The organism is Aeromonas sp. R2-3, from assembly GCF_040908375.1.
GTDB lineage: Bacteria > Pseudomonadota > Gammaproteobacteria > Enterobacterales > Aeromonadaceae > Aeromonas > Aeromonas veronii.
On record NZ_JBFODP010000014.1, the window covers coordinates 1 to 18,619 of the forward strand.

At 59.8% G+C, this 18,619-nt stretch carries 14 protein-coding genes, 1 tRNA gene and 1 riboswitch; of the genes, 13 read left to right on the forward strand and 2 right to left on the reverse strand.

Features of this window, described 5'->3' with window-relative positions; translation table 11 throughout:
* The first annotated feature begins 133 nt into the window (after window positions 1–133).
* The 12 genes from AB5Z02_RS03955 (at window position 134) to hemB (ending at window position 10,021) form a co-directional block, all read left to right on the forward strand.
* Window positions 134–209 (forward strand) — tRNA-Thr (locus AB5Z02_RS03955).
* Between the two features lie 252 nt (window positions 210–461).
* Entirely contained in the window at window positions 462–1,706 is a 1,245-nt protein-coding gene (codB, locus tag AB5Z02_RS03960; protein ID WP_139410868.1) for a cytosine permease, read from the forward strand.
* Window positions 1,700–2,965: a cytosine deaminase gene (locus AB5Z02_RS03965; protein ID WP_005355869.1), complete on the forward strand. Its 1,266-nt coding sequence runs from the start codon at window positions 1,700–1,702 to the stop codon at window positions 2,963–2,965. The genes codB and AB5Z02_RS03965 overlap by 7 nt, the downstream gene beginning before the upstream one ends.
* Window positions 2,966–3,060: 95 nt before the next feature.
* Window positions 3,061–3,438 (forward strand): fluoride efflux transporter CrcB, encoded by a 378-nt coding sequence (gene crcB, locus AB5Z02_RS03970; RefSeq protein ID WP_368215335.1) that lies wholly within the window; start codon window positions 3,061–3,063, stop codon window positions 3,436–3,438.
* Window positions 3,439–3,503: 65 nt separating this feature from the next.
* Window positions 3,504–4,256 (forward strand): bifunctional demethylmenaquinone methyltransferase/2-methoxy-6-polyprenyl-1,4-benzoquinol methylase UbiE, encoded by a 753-nt coding sequence (gene ubiE / locus AB5Z02_RS03975; protein WP_368215337.1) that lies wholly within the window; start codon window positions 3,504–3,506, stop codon window positions 4,254–4,256.
* Between the two features lie 8 nt (window positions 4,257–4,264).
* Complete coding sequence (locus tag AB5Z02_RS03980; protein WP_005339380.1) at window positions 4,265–4,873, forward strand: SCP2 domain-containing protein; 609 nt, start codon at window positions 4,265–4,267, stop codon at window positions 4,871–4,873.
* The gene (gene ubiB, locus AB5Z02_RS03985) at window positions 4,873–6,513 is read left to right on the forward strand and encodes a ubiquinone biosynthesis regulatory protein kinase UbiB (RefSeq protein ID WP_005339383.1); all 1,641 of its coding nucleotides are present in this window, start codon (window positions 4,873–4,875) and stop codon (window positions 6,511–6,513) included. The genes AB5Z02_RS03980 and ubiB overlap by 1 nt, the downstream gene beginning before the upstream one ends.
* Before the next feature lie 42 nt (window positions 6,514–6,555).
* Window positions 6,556–6,807, forward strand: a complete 252-nt coding sequence (tatA, locus tag AB5Z02_RS03990) for a Sec-independent protein translocase subunit TatA (RefSeq protein WP_005339385.1) — start codon at window positions 6,556–6,558, stop codon at window positions 6,805–6,807.
* A gap of 3 nt (window positions 6,808–6,810) precedes the next feature.
* Window positions 6,811–7,275, forward strand: a complete 465-nt coding sequence (tatB, locus tag AB5Z02_RS03995; protein WP_005342398.1) for a Sec-independent protein translocase protein TatB — start codon at window positions 6,811–6,813, stop codon at window positions 7,273–7,275.
* The gene (tatC, locus tag AB5Z02_RS04000) at window positions 7,272–8,027 is read left to right on the forward strand and encodes a twin-arginine translocase subunit TatC (RefSeq protein ID WP_005342401.1); all 756 of its coding nucleotides are present in this window, start codon (window positions 7,272–7,274) and stop codon (window positions 8,025–8,027) included. The genes tatB and tatC overlap by 4 nt, the downstream gene beginning before the upstream one ends.
* 188 nt (window positions 8,028–8,215) lie before the next feature.
* On the forward strand, window positions 8,216–9,001 hold the full coding sequence (locus AB5Z02_RS04005) for a TatD family hydrolase (RefSeq protein ID WP_368215339.1): 786 nt from the start codon (window positions 8,216–8,218) through the stop codon (window positions 8,999–9,001).
* A gap of 3 nt (window positions 9,002–9,004) precedes the next feature.
* A complete protein-coding gene (gene hemB / locus AB5Z02_RS04010) occupies window positions 9,005–10,021 on the forward strand; it encodes a porphobilinogen synthase (protein ID WP_005357271.1) in 1,017 nt (338 codons plus the stop codon).
* A gap of 83 nt (window positions 10,022–10,104) precedes the next feature.
* Here hemB and AB5Z02_RS04015 read toward each other — a convergent pair whose 3' ends face one another.
* Window positions 10,105–13,611, reverse strand: a complete 3,507-nt coding sequence (locus tag AB5Z02_RS04015; RefSeq protein ID WP_368215340.1) for a hypothetical protein — start codon at window positions 13,609–13,611, stop codon at window positions 10,105–10,107.
* Window positions 13,612–13,779: 168 nt separating this feature from the next.
* Entirely contained in the window at window positions 13,780–15,969 is a 2,190-nt protein-coding gene (locus tag AB5Z02_RS04020; protein ID WP_368215342.1) for an immunoglobulin-like domain-containing protein, read from the reverse strand.
* A gap of 54 nt (window positions 15,970–16,023) precedes the next feature.
* Window positions 16,024–16,109: riboswitch (cyclic di-GMP riboswitch) on the reverse strand.
* A gap of 424 nt (window positions 16,110–16,533) precedes the next feature.
* Between AB5Z02_RS04020 and prlC the strand changes: the two genes are divergently transcribed.
* Complete coding sequence (gene prlC / locus AB5Z02_RS04025; RefSeq protein ID WP_368215344.1) at window positions 16,534–18,576, forward strand: oligopeptidase A; 2,043 nt, start codon at window positions 16,534–16,536, stop codon at window positions 18,574–18,576.
* Window positions 18,577–18,619 lie beyond the last annotated feature (43 nt).

An 18,619-nucleotide genomic window follows, 5' to 3' on the forward strand; every position in this document is an offset into this window, starting at 1 on the left:
CTGATCCCATGCCGAACTCAGAAGTGAAACGCGGTAGCGCCGATGGTAGTGTGGCATTCGCCATGCGAGAGTAGGACACTGCCAGGCACCCAATTTCAAGATTACGCCCAGCGTGGTCTTTACCGGTTAGTGTGCTGATATGGCTCAGTCGGTAGAGCGCATCCTTGGTAAGGATGAGGTCCCCAGTTCGATTCTGGGTATCAGCACCATTAAATAGAAAGCCTCCCTGAAAAGGGAGGCTTTTTTGCATCTGTCATTTTTGTGATATCCCCTTACATTCCCTATTTCCGCAACCCCCTCTGCTTGCAGTCGACAAAGTTTATCTGCTGATTTGAGTCCTAATGTGTTACTCATTTGACTGCTATTGATGGTTTTATCCAGGTATTTAACCATGATTGATTGACGTAAAACGTTTTACATGTAAAATCCGGCGCGTTTTGCCTATTACGTGGAGAGAGAGCATGGCGCAGGATAACGAATACTGTTTGGGGGCGGTACCCGCCAAAGGGCGCAAAGGTGTGCTTTCGCTGATGCTGGTGATGCTCGGCCTGACCTTCTTCTCTGCCAGCATGTGGACCGGTGGTGCGCTGGGCACCGGGCTGGTGTTCGATGACTTCATCAAGGCGGTACTTATCGGCAACTTGTTGCTGGGGATCTATACCGCCTGTCTCGGTTATATCGGTGCCTCAACCGGCCTCTCTACCCATCTGCTGGCTCGTTACTCCTTTGGGGTGAAAGGTTCCTGGCTGCCATCCCTGCTGCTCGGCGGTACTCAGGTCGGCTGGTTTGGCGTTGGCGTGGCGATGTTTGCCCTGCCGGTGCAGAAGGCGACCGGCATAGATGTGAACTGGCTGATCGCCATTTCGGGCATGTTGATGACGGTGACCGTCTACTTCGGCATCTCCGCCCTGATGGTGCTGAGCTTTGTGGCCGTACCGGCCATTGCACTGCTTGGCGGCTACTCGGTCTGGCTGGCGGTGACCTCGACCGGTGGCATGGCTGCACTGCAGCAGGTACAACCAAGCAATCCCATCGAGTTCACCACGGCGTTGACCATGGTGGTTGGTTCCTTTATCAGTGCAGGAACCCTGACCGCCGACTTTGTTCGCTTTGGTCGCAAACCCTGGGGCGCCGTCATGATTACCATGGTGGCGTTTTTTTTGGGCAACACTCTGATGTTCGTCTTCGGCGCAGCCGGTGCGGCCGTGACCGGTCAGGCCGATATCTCGGAAGTGATGCTGATGCAGGGACTGCTGATCCCCGCCATTCTGGTGCTGGGCCTCAATATCTGGACCACCAACGACAACGCGCTCTATGCCTCCGGCCTCGGTTTTGCCAACATTACCGGCCTCAAGAGCAAGCCGCTCAGCGTGATCAACGGCCTCATCGGTACGGCTTGCGCCCTCTGGCTTTACAACAACTTTGTCGGCTGGCTGGCCTTTTTGAGTACGGCAATTCCGCCGATCGGTGGCATTATCATCATGGATTTCCTGCTCAATCGTGAGCGTTACCGTCAGTTTGCCGATCAGCAGTTCGAGACGGTGCGCTGGCAGGCACTGGTAGCAACGGCAGTCGGGGTAGCTGTCGGCAAGTGGCTGCCTGGCATAGTGCCACTCAACGCGGTATTGGGCGCCGCCTTCACCTATTTCATTCTGGTTCGCCTCACCCAGCGGCCGGTTCTGGTACAGGAAGCTAGCAAATGCTGATTCAACATATTCGTTTGGCCGATCGGGAAGGGTTGTGGCAGATCCGCTGTCAGGATGGGGTCATCACCGCAATCGAACCCCATGACGAGCATGCCGTCGCCGGTCGGGTGCTGGACGGGGAGGGCGGTCTGGCGATCGCCCCCTTTATCGAACCCCATATTCACCTCGATACCACCCAGACGGCTGGCGAGCCTAGCTGGAACCTCTCCGGCACCCTGTTCGAGGGGATCGAGCGCTGGGCCGAGCGCAAGGCGCTGCTGACCCATGAGGATGTGAAACAGCGTGCTATCCAGACGCTGAAGTGGCAGATCGCCAACGGCATCCAGTTTGTGCGTACTCACGTCGATGTCTCCGATCCCAATCTGGTCGCGCTCAAGGCGATGCTGGAAGTGCGGGAAGAGATGAAGGAGTGGGTGGAGCTGCAGATCGTCGCCTTCCCGCAGGAGGGGATCCTCTCCTACCCGAATGGCAAGGCATTGCTGGAGGAGGCGCTCAAGCTGGGGGCCGATGTGATCGGTGCTATTCCCCATTTCGAGTTTACCCGAGAATATGGGGTCGAAAGTCTGCACTACATCTTCGATCTTGCCGAGAAGTATCAGGTTCTGGTCGATGTGCACTGTGACGAAATCGATGACGAGCAGTCCCGTTTCATCGAGACGCTGGCGACCTTGGCCTACGAGCGGGGTATCGGTCATAGAGTCACCGCCAGCCACACCACCGCCATGCACTCCTACAACGGCGCTTATGCTTCCCGCCTGTTCCGGCTGCTGAAGATGGCGGACATCAACTTTGTGGCCAATCCGCTGGTGAATATTCACCTGCAGGGGCGGTTCGATACCTATCCCAAACGCCGCGGCATTACCCGGGTGAAGGAGATGCTGGAGGCGAACATCAATGTCTGCTTCGGTCACGACGACGTGTTCGATCCCTGGTATCCCATGGGCACCGCCAACATGTTGCAGGTGCTGCACATGGGGCTGCATGTCTGCCAGATCATGGGCTACGAGCAGATCAACGACGGTCTGAAGCTGATCAGCAGCCACAGCGCCCGCACCCTGAACGTGCAGGATCGTTATGGCATAGAGGTGGGCAAACCGGCCAACCTGTTGATCCTGCCTGCCGACAACGGCTTCGATGCGGTGCGCCGTCAAGTGCCGGTGCGTTACTCGATCCGCCACGGCAAGGTGATTGCCCAGACCCGCCCGGCCCAGACCGAAATCGTGCTGGGTCAGCCCGAGCCCATCGATTTTCGCCGCTGAGATTTCAATCAGGCTGGATGTCGATTAGTTCCGCCTCTGGGCACAAGGGCCGCCATTGCGACATAATGGCGGCCTGACCCTGAGGGAGTGACACCATGCAAACCTGGTTCTATGTTGCTGCAGGGGGTGCCATCGGCGCCTGCCTTCGTTTTGGGATTGCCGAACTGATGACCTTGCTGCTTGGGCGCCACTTTCCTTACGGGACTCTGGTGGTCAACGTGGTGGGCTCTTTCATCATGGGGGTGGCGTTCGCCCTCATCAGCCACGGTCATGTGGTAGAACACCCGATGAAGCCGCTGCTGATGGTGGGGATCCTCGGAGCCCTGACTACTTTCTCTTCCTTTGCCCTCGATACGGTAGTGCTGGCTCAACATGGGGCCTATCTGAAAGCGCTGCTCAATATCGGTCTCAATCTCTTCCTCTGTCTGGCCATGGTGGTGCTGGGCATGCAGTTGGTTGCGAGCCGGGTTTAAGGTGTCCGGACGCCAGTGGCTCTGGTAAACTGGCGGCCATTCTTTGCTCTATGGGTGTTTAAGGGATGTCAGAACAAGCAACGACAACGCATTTTGGCTTTAAAACCGTGGCCGCGACCGAGAAGGAAACTCTGGTAGCAGGTGTCTTCCATTCGGTGGCAGCCAAGTATGATCTGATGAACGATCTGATGTCGTTCGGCATCCACCGCCTGTGGAAGCGCTTCACCATCGACTGTTCCGGTGTGCGCAAGGGCCAGAAGGTGCTGGATCTGGCCGGTGGTACCGGTGACTTGACCGCCAAGTTCTCCCGCATCGTCGGCGAGACCGGTCAGGTGGTACTGGCGGATATCAACGACTCCATGCTGAAAGTGGGCCGCGACAAGCTGCGCAATCTGGGGGTCGCCAACAACGTCTCCTACGTGCAGGCCAATGCCGAGGCGCTCCCCTTCCCGGATAACCACTTCGACGTCATCACCATCGGTTTCGGCCTGCGCAACGTCACCGACAAGGACAAGGCGCTCGCCTCCATGTTCCGGGTGCTCAAGCCGGGTGGCCGTCTGCTGGTGCTGGAGTTCTCCAAGCCGGTCAGCGAAGTGATCGCCAAGTTCTATGATCTCTACTCCTTCAAATTGCTGCCGAAAATGGGCGAAATCGTCGCGAACGACAGTGAAAGCTACAAATATCTGGCAGAGTCCATCCGCATGCACCCGGATCAGCAAACCTTGGCTGGCATGATGGAAAATGTCGGGTTCGAGCAGGTGGAATACTTCAATCTGACTCAGGGTGTGGTCGCCCTGCACCGCGGTTACAAGTTTTAAGGTTGCCTATGCCGATGGATGCCATGGTCACCGCGGTGATCGAAACCAGCCTCAACCAGTTGCTGGCGCTGGACAAACAGAGCCCGGAGCGGCTGCGCAAACTGGTGGGCAAGGTGCTCAAGCTGGAGCTGCGTGAACTCAAGCCGCTCTGGTTCGTCTTCTCCGAGCGTCGGCTGGATGTGCTGGCCCAGCATGAAGGGGAGGCCGATGCGGTGCTCAGCCTGTCGCTGACCGCCCTCGGTCTGCTTAAAGACCCGTCCGCTCTGACCCGCTATATCCGCGAGGAGAAGCTGGATCTGAGCGGTGATCCCCAGCTGGTGCAGGCATTCAGCGTGCTGCTGGGTGAGCTGGATATCGACTGGGAGGAGGAGCTGTCGCGCTATACCGGCGACGTGCTGGCTCACACCCTGTTCAGCGGTGCCCGTCAGGCGCGTCGTCTGGTCGGCCGCGAGCTGTGCCGCACCCGCAGCCAGCTGGCGGAATATCTGACCGAAGAGGCCCGCCTCGCCCCCGGCCCGCTGGAAGTGGCGAGTTTCAACGATGACGTCGAGGTGCTGGCCCAGCAGCTCAAGGCCGTCGAACTGCGGCTGGCCCGCTTCGAACAGCAGGTGACCTGATGACCCCGAAGGAGTTCAAACGCCTCTATCGCATCATCACCATCCTGCTGGAGCAGGGCATCGACGAACTGGTGCCCGCCCGCTATCAACCCTGGCCGGGTCGTCTGGCCCGTCGCTCCCTGTTCTGGCTCAAGAACAAGCAACCGGATCTCAGCCGCGGTGCTCGCATTCGCCTCGCCTTCGAGGCTCTTGGCCCCATATTCATCAAGTTTGGCCAGATGCTCTCGACCCGCCGCGACCTGCTGCCGCCGGATATCGCCGAAGAGCTGGCCTTGCTGCAGGACAGGGTGCCTCCCTTCTGTGGTCAGGCGGCGCGCCAGCAGATCGAGCTGAGCCTGGGTTGTCCCATCGAAACCCTGTTTGACGACTTTGACGAGACGCCGCTGGCGTCGGCCTCCATCGCGCAGGTGCACACCGCCCGCCTGAAGGAGAGTGGCCGCGAGATCGTCATCAAGGTGATCCGCCCCGATATCGAGCCTGTCATCGAGGCCGATCTGCGGTTGATGCAGGCGCTGGCCCGTCTGGTTGCCCGTTTTGTGCCCCAGAGCGCGCGACTGCGCCCCATCGAGGTGGTGGAGGAGTATCGCAAGACCATCCTCGACGAGCTGAATTTGATGCGCGAAGCGGCCAACGCCATCCAGCTACGCCGCAACTTCACCGGCTCCGAAGCGCTCTATGTGCCTGAAATTATCACGGATCTCTGCCGCGAGCAGGTGCTGGTGATGGAGCGCATCTACGGTATTCCGGTCTCCGACATTCCAGCGCTGGAAGCCAACGGCACCAACATGAAGCTGCTGGCCGAGCGCGGGGTCGAGGTGTTCTTCACTCAGGTGTTCCGCGACAGCTTCTTCCATGCCGACATGCACCCGGGCAACATCTTTGTCTCTTACGAACATCCGGAAAACCCGCTCTGGATCGGCATCGACTGCGGCATCGTCGGTACCCTCAACCGGGAAGACAAGCGCTATCTGGCGGAGAACTTCCTCGCCTTCTTCAACCGTGACTATCGCCGCGTGGCGGAGCTGCACGTGGAGTCGGGTTGGGTACCGGCAGACACCAAGGTAGACGAGTTCGAGTTCGCCATTCGCACCGTGCTGGAGCCCATCTTCGAGAAGCCGCTTTCCGAGATTTCGTTCGGTCACGTGCTGCTCAACCTGTTCAACACCGCGCGTCGCTTCCATATGACGGTGCAGCCGCAGCTGGTGCTGCTGCAAAAGACCCTGCTCTATGTGGAAGGGTTGGGGCGTCAGCTCTACCCGCAGCTCGATTTGTGGCAGACCGCCAAGCCGTTCCTCGAGAACTGGATGCACGAACAGGTCGGGCCCAAGTCGGTATTGAACGCCATCAAGGAGAAGGCGCCATTCTGGGCGGAGAAGCTGCCGGAGCTGCCGGAGCTGGTCTATGAGACTCTGCGCCAGACCCGTCATCAGCAGCGTCATTTCGACCAGATGTTTGCCGAGTTCCGCCGTCACAGCCGTCGGCAGGGGCAGGCCCGCTACCTCTTAGGGGTTGGAGCCAGCCTGCTATTGGCGGGTGTATTCTTGCTGACCCAAAAACAACACATTGAGTGGGGACAAGCCAGTCTCGCCGGTGCAGCACTCTGCTGGCTGGTCGGCTGGTTGCGAACCCGTTCCCATTAATCAACAACCGCGCCGTCAGGCGCCTGTTCTGGAGAGAAAATCATGGGTGGTATCAGTATTTGGCAATTGTTGATCATTGCAGTCATCGTCGTGCTGCTGTTCGGTACCAAGAAACTGCGCGGCATTGGCGGTGATCTGGGCGCGGCGGTCAAAGGGTTCAAGAAAGCCCTCTCCGACGAGCCGGCTGATGCCAAGGCCGAGCAGAAAGATGCCGAGTTTCCCCCGAAACAGCTGAACGAAGCGGCCACTCAGAGCAGTGAGACCGCCAAGCAGAAAGACAAAGACCAGGCCTAAGCCATGTTCGATATCGGTTTTTGGGAGCTGGTCGTTATCGGTGTGGTAGCACTGGTGGTACTGGGGCCCGAGCGGCTGCCGGTTGCCATCCGCACGGCTACCCACTGGATCCGCCTCATTCGTTCGACCGCGAACTCGGTCAAGTCCGAGCTGGAGCAGGAGCTCAAGTTGCAAGAGCTGCATAACGACCTCAAGAAGGCCGAACAGTTGCAGATGAGCAATCTGAGCCCCGAGCTGCAGGAGTCCATCGAACAGCTCAAAGCGGCGGCCCAGTCGGTCAATCGCCCCTATCAGGTGGAGAACGAGATCCGTCCGCCGCGCCCCGAGCCGGTCGCCCAGGCTGAGCCTGCCACGCCGGTTGAGCCTGCGGTGCAGCTGAGCCACGACGTGCCGCCGGTCAACAGCCAGCGGGAGAGTGAGCCGGTGCCGGTCAGCGACTCCGCAGTAAAAGGGGAGGTGAAGCCATGAGTCAGGCCGAACAACCCCTGATCAGCCATCTGGTTGAGCTGAGAACCCGTTTGCTGCGCTCCATTACCGCCATCCTCGTGGTGTTTCTGGCGCTGATCTACTTCTCCAACAACATCTACGACTTCGTGGCCCAGCCGCTGCTCAGCCAGTTGCCGGAAGGGACCAGCATGATCGCGACGGATGTGGCGACCCCCTTCCTGACGCCGATCAAGCTGACGCTGGTGGTCTCCTTCTTCGTGGCGATCCCCTATCTGCTCTATCAGGCCTGGGCCTTTATCGCCCCCGGTCTGTACCAGCATGAACGGCGGCTGATCATGCCGTTGGTGGTCTCCAGCGCCCTACTGTTCTATGCGGGGATGGCGTTCGCCTACTACGTGGTGTTCCCGCTGGTGTTCGGTTTCTTCACCAGCACAGCACCCGCCGGGGTGACGGTGGCGACCGATATCGCCAGCTATCTGGACTTCGTACTGACCCTGTTCTTCGCGTTCGGGGTGGCGTTCGAAATTCCGGTGGCCACCATACTGCTCTGCTGGACTGGCGTGACCACACCGCAAAACCTGAAGGAGAAACGTCCCTACGTTGTCGTCGGGGTGTTTGTGGTCGGCATGCTGCTGACGCCGCCTGATGTCTTCTCCCAGACCCTGCTCGCCATTCCGATGTGGGCGCTGTGGGAGATAGGTCTGTTCTTCGCCCGCTTCTACGTGAAGAAAGAGGATGAAGAGCAACAGGAACAACCGGATGTGGAGAGTTGAGGCTCTGTTCGTCACCTGTTTGCCGGACGGCGAGAGGATGACGAAGTCCGCAGGAATAGCAGAACGAGGGGAGCTGAGGCTCCCTTCCTCTTTTCATGCTCCCGTTCGAGGCGTATGGTAAGACCCCATTCGGTAGATGGTTTTCAAATACCTGATATGTATTCCTTTTGTTCGGAACGTCTCATTCCATGATCGATATCGGTTTAAACCTGACCAGCAGCCAGTTCGTCGGTGAACAGCCTGAGCTGGTGGCCCGTGCCCGTGCCGCCGGAGTGGAGGCGCTGATCCTCACCGGTACCGCTCTGGACGGCAGCCGCGAGAGCGCAGAGTTGGCCGCCCGCTGGCCGGGCTACTGCTTCTCCACCGCCGGGGTGCATCCTCACGATGCCAAGAGTGTCGATGAGGCGACCCTGCCCGCCTTGCGTGAGCTGGCGGCGCTGCCGCAGGTGGTGGCTATTGGCGAGTGCGGCCTCGACTACAACCGCGACTTCTCCCCCCGCCCGGTGCAGGATGCGGTATTCGACGCCCAGCTGGCACTGGCTGCCGAACTCGGGATGCCAGTGTTTCTCCACTGCCGCGATGCCCACGCCCGTTTTATCGAGATCCTCCGTCCCTGGTTGCCGAAGCTGCCGGGAGCCGTGCTGCACTGCTTTACCGGCTCCGATGGGGAGCTGGACGAGTGTCTGGCGCTGGGGCTGCATATCGGGGTGACCGGCTGGCTCTGCGATGAGCGCCGTGGTCAGCTGCTGCGCGAACAGGTAGCGCGTATTCCGGCCGGTCGGCTGATGATCGAGACCGATGCCCCCTATCTGGTGCCGCGGGATCTGAAACCGCGCCCGAAACGCAACGAACCTGCTTTTTTGCCGCACATCGCCCAGGTGGTGGCGGTCTGTCGTGGTGAAGCGCCCGAGGCCTTGCTGGCCCACACCCGGGCCACCTCCGCCGCGTTCTTCCAACTTCCTCTCCAGGAGTGATTCATGGCTACAACTCTTCCGGGCGCCTTTCCGGGCCGCCGCCTGCGCCGTCTGCGCAAACATGATTTCAGCCGTCGTCTGGTGCGCGAGAACGTACTGACCGTCAACGATCTCATCTATCCGGTGTTTGTGCTGGAGGGGGAGAATCGCCGTGAAGCCGTTCCCTCCATGCCGGGGGTGGAGCGTCTCTCCATCGATCTGCTGCTGGAGGAAGCCGCCGAGCTGGTGGAGCTGGGCGTGCCTGCCATTGCCCTGTTCCCGGTGACTCCGCTGGAGAGCAAGAGCCTGATGGCGGAAGAGGCCTACAACCCGAACGGGCTGGCCCAGCGCACCGTGCGTGCCCTCAAGGCCCGCTTCCCGGAGCTCGGGGTCATCACCGATGTGGCACTCGATCCGTTCACCACCCACGGTCAGGACGGCATCATAGATGACGAAGGCTATGTGCTGAACGACATCACCACCGAGATCCTGATCAAGCAGGCGCTCTCCCATGCCGAAGCCGGGGTCGATATCGTCGCGCCGTCCGACATGATGGATGGTCGCATCGGCGCCATCCGCGCTGCGCTGGAAGAGAACGGCTTCATCAACACCCAGATCATGGCCTACTCCGCTAAGTACGCCTCCTGCTACTACGGCCCGTTCCGCGATGCGGTCGGCTCTGCCGGCAACCTCGGCAAGAGCAACAAGGCCACCTATCAGATGGACCCGGCCAACAGCAACGAAGCCCTGCACGAAGTGGCGCTGGATATTCAGGAAGGGGCCGACAGCGTGATGGTCAAGCCGGGTATGCCCTATCTGGACGTGGTTCGTCAGGTGAAGGATCAGTTCGGCGTGCCGACCTTCGCCTATCAGGTCAGCGGCGAGTACGCCATGCACATGGCGGCGATCCAGAACGGCTGGCTGAAAGAGAAGGAGACCATCATGGAGTCTCTACTCTGCTTCAAGCGGGCCGGGGCCGATGGCATCCTCACCTACTTCGCCAAGCGCGTAGCGCAGTGGCTGAAGGAAGATGCCCGTTAAGCCGGGTTGAAGAGATAAACGAGAGGGGGAGCCGATGGTTCCCCCTCTATCGTTATGGCTCTCTTTTGGTCACGAGCGGATGATTACAGCTTGGTCCAGGCATCGCTCCAGTGGCTGCCGGTACCCGGTTCATAGTGGCTGGTCGAGCCGCCACACCAGCCACTATAGGGCCAGGGTTTGCACTCGTAGTCGCCACCGGCATTGCTGACCCGTTCGCCACTCTGATAAGCGGTGCCCGCAACATAGGCCGGGTAGCTGCCGTTACCATCGTTACTGTCACCACCCGGAGCCTGTTCCACCAATGCCAGGGTGAAGCGGCGCTCGAAGCCCTGCTTGCTCCCCTCAGCCATGCCCGCCAGCAGCAGCTCGTAACTGCCGGCCGCTAGGCCCGACTGCGTCAGCTGCAGGGAACCCTGACCATCGATCAGAGCGCTGCCGGTGGCGACCGGATTGCCATCCTGCAACAGGGTCGCGGTGACGGTCACCGGGTTGGCGGTGGTCAGCGTCAGGCTGAAGTCGAGCGCGCCGTTAACGATGGAATATTCAGACGCCAGGTCGGTGACGGTGAAGTCACTGTTGCTACCGGTCGTGGGCAGGATGAAGTCCCCGCTCAGGTAGGTCAGACCGGTCCAGCCAGAGCTGGTCAGCCAGTGTTTGCCATTGGTCTGATAGACGTTGGGCAGCTGGGTGCACTGGTTGTTGTCATTGACGAAGCCGATACCGTAAAAGCCTGCCACATTCTTGTAGCAGAGCTGGCGACCATTCTGGTGCAGCACCGGCTGAGCCAGCTTGCCCTTGTGGTGGAGTGACAGCCAGTCAAACTGGTTGATGGCCGAGACCAGCGGCACAAACTGGCCATCTGGCTGACGATAACGGATCAGGGAGCCGGCATCACAGAGCAGACCCTCAGCCTGCTGTTCGACGTAGCCGTAGTACTGCTCGCCATCCTGGAAGGTGAACCGGCAGAGATTGCCTTTCTCCGACGCCTTGGGGATCCAGCCCATCAGCAGTCGCTCCTGATTGGTCAGGGCCGCCAGCTGCCCGGCACTGAAGTCGCTGCCGTTGGCTACCCAGCCTTGCGGCATGGTAGAGAATTGCATGAAGTAGTGGTCGGTATAGTACATGTGGCTGTCAGCGCGATGCTTGCGAGCCCCCTGGCTGACCGAGTTGTAGCGATAGATGTCGTTTTCCGGCTTGTGGAAGCCGTTGAGATCATCGTCCAGATAGGGCAGGTCGCCCTTGCGGATATGGTAGTTGGCCATGCCCGTCATCAGGGGATGCCAGCCGTGGCTGCCACGGGCAAACGCGCTCTCATGGCTGTAGGACTTCCCATCGAAGCCGTGGCCAAATTCGTGGGCAATGATGCCCCAGCTGCCGTAGTAGTGGCTGACAAAGTTAAAGGTATCGACCCCGGTGATGCCACCACTCCCCAGCCCGCCCCCCATGGCGGTGATCCCCAGGTTGAGATAGGGGCGCTTCATCAGGCTGTGGTAGTAGTAGTCATAATCGGCGGCCGTAAAGATCCCGTTCGGCACATAGCTGTTGCCGCCATTGCCGAACATCTCGTAGCCGTTCACCGCCTTGAAGTTGTACCAGACGTGTTTGAACTCCTCGGTCGAGACCATGTAGGCCAGGTTGGTGGCGATGATCAGCCACTCGCGGGCGTAGAGGGCATTGATGGGGCGCCAGGAGCCGCTGGTGTTGGTGGCGAAGCGCACGTTCCAGCTTGGCTTGAGGCGTGCCAGCTTCTGGGCAAACGGATCCGAGTTGGAGCTGAACCTGTGCTCGAACTGGGCAGGCAGATTGATGCTGTTGTCGAGCAGGTTGTTGAGATCAAACACTCCGTCGCGGCTGGCGCTGTTGAAGCGTCCCTGCTCGCCAAAGGCGCTCAGTGGCAGGGTGATTTGGGCATAGGCGGGCAGGCGATCGAGCTGGCCCAGGATCAGCCACTTGTTGATACCGTTCAGGCGTGACTCGATATTGATGTCATGCAGCTCTCTGGCGGCATAGTTGGTAATGCGCACTGTGTCGTTATCAAGCAGCTCGGTCTTGACCAGCGAATTGATGTTGACCGAACGCTGGGCGCGATCGATCAGCACCTCGTAGGGTTCGTCATTGCGCAGTATGTAGCTGACGGCGGCCGGCATCAGCTGATCGAAGATCAGCGGGCGAGCCGGCAACTGCTCGTCGGCCGTGAAGCTGATCTCCTTGCTCAGCAGCTGGTTGAAACCCAGGCCGCGCTCGTTGGCGGTGACAAGCGCCGAGCCCGCCAGCTGGAGATCTTTCAGCGCCGCCACGGGCTGCTGGTTGATCTCCCGAACAGTAAAGGTCGGGTTCTTGAACTGAAAGTCGTTGGCGATCAGGGTATCGGCATCATGCCACTCGATGCGGTCCTTGAAGTTCACCACCAGCCGATCGCCATCCATGTCGATTTTTTGCAGATTGCTGTCTGCGATTACCTGCTCAGGCGCCAGCGGGGTGTTGCTGGCGATGGCATCAGCCAGTTTGCGCAGGTCATAGATGTAGTAGTTTTTGCCGGCGGTGTGGGCCAGGAGATAGTCACCCACCTGATGGAGTTGCACCAGACGGTGGCTGTATTTTCCTTCAAAGGCGAGCCGACCGGCGATGGGGGTCTTGAAGCTGTTCTCCGGCGTCACATCCTGCTGGCGGTAGACCTTGATCTCGCTCAGCGCATCGGCCACCAGCACGTAATCCTGATTGGCAAAGACGGCCTGGGCGCGGTGCAGGCTGTTGCTGCCGGAATCCCGACCGGTTCCCAGGGTGGTGACATGGCGATGTTCATCGGCCAGATCGAAGATATCGACCCGGTGCGAGTAGCGCGAGACCACGTAGAGCAGGTTGTTGCGGACAAACAGTTCGCTGACCTGATTGTAGGCCGTGGCACTGCCGGTTTCGGTACCGCGGATCTCGCCAATCTGCTGGCGGCTCGGGATATCGATAATGGCCACATGGCCCGGATTGCCGTTCTGGCTGACATAGAGCCGATCCTGATAGCGCTCGACCGCCGTAATCAGGCTGGCGTCCAGCCCCAGCTGGTCGGCCGTCAGCTCCTCGCCTTTGTCCAGATATTGCAGCGAGGTGGCAAACGAGTTGACGCTGCAGGAGCTGGTCTCCATCACCACCCGGGTGCGTTCGCCATTCTGGATCTGGCCGTGGGGGAAGTACTCCAGCAGACAGCCGTTGCCGTAGTCATAGTTGCCAAAGCGCTTGTTGACCGCTACGACCCCACCGTCGTACCAGGTCAGCTCCCACTCCTCATCGAAGAAATCAAAGACGTTACGAATGGCTGTTTCGTCGAAAAAGTGGGGTTTGGGCAGATCGAACAGGATGTGGTTATCCGCTGTCAGCGGGTAGAGCAGGCCGTTGATGGCAAGGTGGCGCTTGCCATCCTTGATGATCACGTTCTGCTCGTCAGCCGCACTCTGATGCAGCGCGGCGAGACGCGCCGTCATCTGCTCGTAGTGCTCCTGATAGGTTTGTTTGAAATAGGCTTGTTCGCGCTCATCGGCCACGACATGGGCCGACAGCAGCAGTCCGAGCAGGGTGGCAAGCTTGGTGGTTCTTGGCATGGTGATTTCCTTATCTTGGTTGTTGTTGGACGTTTTTTGGTGCTTGGCAAGCATGTAAAAGAGAGGGGCTAACCCGTCCGGGTCAGTGCATCCTGCCCATCGGCAGCGTGGCCGACGGGCAGGATATGGGCGGGGGCCTGTCGGCCTCCGTTAGTGGTTGGGGCAAGGTCAGAGTTTGATCCAGGCATCGCTCCAGGCAGAGCCGGTACCCGGTGCATAGTGGCTGGTCGAGCCGCCACACCAGCCGCTGTAGGGCCAGGGTTTGCACTCGTAGTTGCCACCGGCATTGCTGACCCGATCACCGGCCTGATAGCCGGTGTTGGGGGCGTAGGCCGGGTAGTCACCTTCGCTACCGCCGTTGCTCTCTTCGGTCAGCGCAACCGGGAAGCGCTGTACCACCGGCTGCTTGCCATCTGCCAGACCGGTGATGACTACTTCGTAGCTGCCATCGGTCACATTGCTGCCCTGCAGTACCAGGGTGCTGGTGCCGTTCACCTGGCTGCTGGTGGTACCGTGGCTGTGGCTGCTCTGCTCCAGAGTCGCGGTGATCTGTACCGGGTTGGCGGTGGTCAGGTTGAAGCGGATGCTGACCTGACCGTTGACTATGGTGTACTCGCTCGCCATGGCGCTGACGGTGAAGTCGCTGCTGCCTTCGACGGGTGGCGTTGTGCCGCCGCAGTCGCTGTCGCCCTGTACGCGCCAGACGCCCCAGTCACCCGTGGTGCCCGGCTCTTCGTTCTGGGTCCACCAGCCGGCCAGCCAATTCTTGCCGTTGTGGCTGACGATGTCGCCGCCCACATAGACCTTCTTGGCATCCCAACTGTTTTCACAGACGGCGCCCTGCTCCCTGACGGTCACGTTGCGCTGCTGGGTTACCTGCTGACCGGCGCTGTCGCTCACCTGATAGGTGAGGGGGTAGCGGCCGACCTTGCTGCTGTCGACGTTGCCGCTGACCTTGATTTGGGCGGTCAGGTCGCCATCTTCTTCATCATGGGCGCTGACGCCGGTCATCGGATCGAAAGCGGTACCCAGTTCCAGCGTGGTGTCGGTGACACCGCTGAACACCGGCTTCATGCTGTAGACCTCGATGGTACGTACCTGCTCGGTGACGTTGTTGTCGCGATCGCTCACCTTGTAGGTGAGGGGGTAGAGGCCGATGCGCTGGCTATCTACCGAGCCTTCCACCTGGATCTGGCCAGTCAGGTCGCCATCTTCCTTGTCGTTGGCGCTGACACTGGCCAGCGGATCAAAGGCGGTACCCTGCTTGATGCGGGTATCACTCAGGCCGCTGAACACCGGCTTGCCGTTGTCGACTGGGGGCGTGATCTCCTGATCGTGGATGAAGGGGCCGTAGCTCTTGATGAAGGATTCGTTGTAGGACTGACCGGCGGCGTTGCGGCCCATGTCCCAGTTGATGGACCAGGTCATCACGCCGCGCAGTGGTTGCCCCTCGCTCTTCAGGCGGTTGAAGGCGTTGTAGAGCTTCTGCGGATCCTGCACATAGCCGGTGGCGGCGGCGTCGATGTTGGTCGGAATGCCGAACACCAGCTTGTCATGGGGGATCTTGTAGAAGCCGCGGGTACCGTTGCTCAGCGAATCCGCCATGTAGTAGATGAACTCTTCTTTCAGGGCATCGTTGTTCTGGGCAATCCAGCCGATACCATCGATGTAGATACCGTCGCCACCCTGGTTGTAGAACTGGGGGTTGATCCAGTCGTAGTAGCCTTCCAGATTGCGGATATAGGGGATGTAGGCGCCAGTCTGGGTCAGATACGGGAACTCCGGCGCCATGGTGATGAGGAAGTTTTTCCCCTGGGCGCGGTAGTGATCCTTGACCAGACGCAGGGCCGCCGGGATCACGGTCTGGTTGTCGGCGGCGGTGATGGCGGCCTGCTCCAGATCGATATCCAGCCCGTCGAAGCCATAGGTCTCCACCAGACGGATGATCTCGTCGGCAAAGGCCTGCTCCTGACCCTTGCGCAGCTCGATGTGCGCATCGGCACCGCCCAGCGCCAGCAGCACGGAACGGCCCTGACGGTTCAGCTCGGCAATCTGCTCGATAAACTGGCTTTCGCTCATGCCGATAGCCGGGTCGAGTTTGAAGGTGGGGATGGGATCGCTGCCATAGACCTTCATGAAGGAGACATCGACCACGTTGTATTGCGGGTTGACCTGATCGAGCTTGACGCAGGGGGCGATACCGCCCTTGTAGCCCGAGCCGTCACACCAGTTGTGCCAGTAGCCGACCACTACGCCGGACTGGGGGTTAACCATCGCCTGACCGGCACTGGCGGCATATGCCATGGGGGCGCCCATGCCGAGCAGACAGCCCAGCAGGGATAACTTCAATTTGTTCATCTTGATATCTCCATACAGTACAAACGGAGCGTCCAGCTATGGCCGAACGCTCCCGGGGGCAGCCCCGCTGTCATAGGTGTTTTCCCTTAGACCGGTGGCTTTGCGTCGCGCCCTTTCGGGTCACTTTGCCTTTTTCACCCGATTTCTGTGCAGCACAGAGAATCAAGTGACCTGAGTAACAGGCTGCTTATGATATGCACTTAAAAATAAATTAATCAACGTATGTGTATGATTTGTTTTGGTTATTAACTTGTTGATTGGTTATTTTCCAAGCATGGAAAGGGCCGGTGATAGGCCGCTGTAACCTACTCTTTTGTCGATTGGATTTGGTCTGCTCCCTTGTGGTTCGAGAGTTGAAAAAGCCGCAAAAAGAGCAAAAAAGTACCGATTATTCATGCTGTTGCCGTCCAGTATCTGGCAGAGAGGTGTTTGAGCTCACAAAGAGGGGAAAACAGTGCCGAGAGGTGGATTCCCGCTTGATTATTGCGTGGCTTGGCCACATGTTAGAAAGCCATACAGAGCTGCTAAAGCGGTCTGTTCAAGACCAAACAAGAGGTAACCGGGATGAATAACCCTTTGCTGACAATGGATTCTCTGCCCCCTTTCAGCCAGATCAAGCCGGAGCAGGTTCAGCCTGCCGTGATTCAGGCGATTGCTGACTGTAAGCAGAAGATCAGCGATGTGCTGGCCCAGCGTGATCCCCATACCTGGGATAGCCTGATTGCCCCGCTGGAAGAGGTAAATGACCGCCTGTCACGGATCTGGTCACCGGTCAGCCACCTCAACTCCGTACTCAATAGCGAAGCGCTGCGCGAGGCCCATGACGCCTGCTTGCCGCTGCTCTCCGAATTCCAGACCTATGTCGGTCAGCATGAAGGGCTCTATCAGGCCTATCTTTCCCTCTCCCAGAGCGATGATTTCCCGCTGCTGAGCGGTGCCCAGCGCAAGGAGATCCAGAATACCCTGCGTGACTTCCGCCTCTCCGGTATCGGTCTGCCTGCCGAGGCGCAGCAGCGTTACGGCGAGATTCAGGCCCGCCTCTCCGAGCTGGCCTCCCGTTTCAGCAACAACGTGCTGGATGCGACCCATGGCTGGCACAAGCTGGTGGCCGATGAAGCCGAATTGGCCGGTCTGCCCGACAGTGTGCGTGCCGCTGCCCGTCAGATGGCTGAACTTAAAGGCAAAGAGGGGTGGCTGTTCACGCTGGATATCCCCTCTTATCTGCCGGTGATGATGTATGCCGACAACCGCGAGCTGCGGGCCGAGATGTATGAGGCCTTCACCACCCGCGCCTCCGATCAGGGCCCCAATGCGGGCAAGTGGGACAACTCCGCCATCATGAGCGAGCTGCTCACCCTGCGCCGCGAACTGGCCCAGCTGCTGGGCTTTGCCAACTATGCCGAGCTCTCCTTGGCCACCAAGATGGCGGACAAGACCGAACAGGTGGTGAGCTTCCTCACCGATCTGGCGGCCAAATCCCTGCCACAAGGTAAGGCTGAGCTGGAGGAGATCCGCGCCTTCGCCGCCGAGCAGCATGGTCAGAGCGAGCTGGCAGCCTGGGATCTCGCTTACTACGCCGAGAAGCTCAAGCAGCACAAGTTCTCCATCTCCGATGAGCAGCTGCGCCCCTACTTCCCCGCCAGCAAGGTGGTGAAGGGGCTGTTCGAGGTGGTGAAGCGGGTGTTCGGCATGAAGGTGCGCGAGCGCCTCGGCATCGACACCTGGCACCCGGACGTGCGCTTCTACGATATCTTTGATGCCGACGACGAGCTGCGCGGCAGCTTCTACCTCGACCTCTACGCCCGCGAGCACAAGCAGGGCGGGGCCTGGATGGATGTCTGTCTGGGTCGTCGCTACCGTCAGGATGGCTCGCTGCAAAAGCCGGTGGCCTACCTGACTTGCAACTTCAACGGCCCGGTGGATGGCAAGCCTGCGCTGTTTACCCACAACGAAGTGGTCACCCTGTTCCATGAGTTTGGCCACGGCATTCACCACATGCTGACCCGCATCGACGTGGCCGGTGTCGCCGGTATCAACGGCGTGGCCTGGGATGCGGTGGAGCTGCCGAGCCAGTTCCTCGAGAACTGGTGCTGGGAGTCCGAGGCGCTGGCCTTTATCTCCGGCCACTACGAGACCGGCGAGCCGCTGCCTGCCGATCTGCTGGAGAAGATGCTGACCGCCCGCAACTTCCAGGCGGCGATGCAGATGCTGCGCCAGTTGGAGTTCGCCCTGTTCGACTTCCGCCTGCATCAGGAGTTTGACCCGGCCAACCCGGCGCAGCTCCCGGCGCTGCTGGATGAGGTGCGCAGTCAGGTAGCAGTGATGACGCCACCGGAGTTCAATCGCTTCCAGCACTGCTTCTCCCACATCTTCGCGGGCGGCTATGCGGCGGGCTACTACAGCTACAAGTGGGCCGAGGTGCTCTCTGCCGATGCCTTCTCCCGCTTCGAGGAGGAGGGGATCTTCAACCCGGCCACCGGCCAATCCTTCCTGAAGAATATTCTGGAGAAGGGAGGCTCGAAGGAGCCGATGGAGCTGTTCCGAGCCTTCCGTGGTCGTGAGCCCAAGGTGGATGCACTGTTGCGACACAGCGGGATCGCTGCCTGAGATTCCTGACCCGCCGCCTGTGTGAGCTTCAAGCAGGTACACT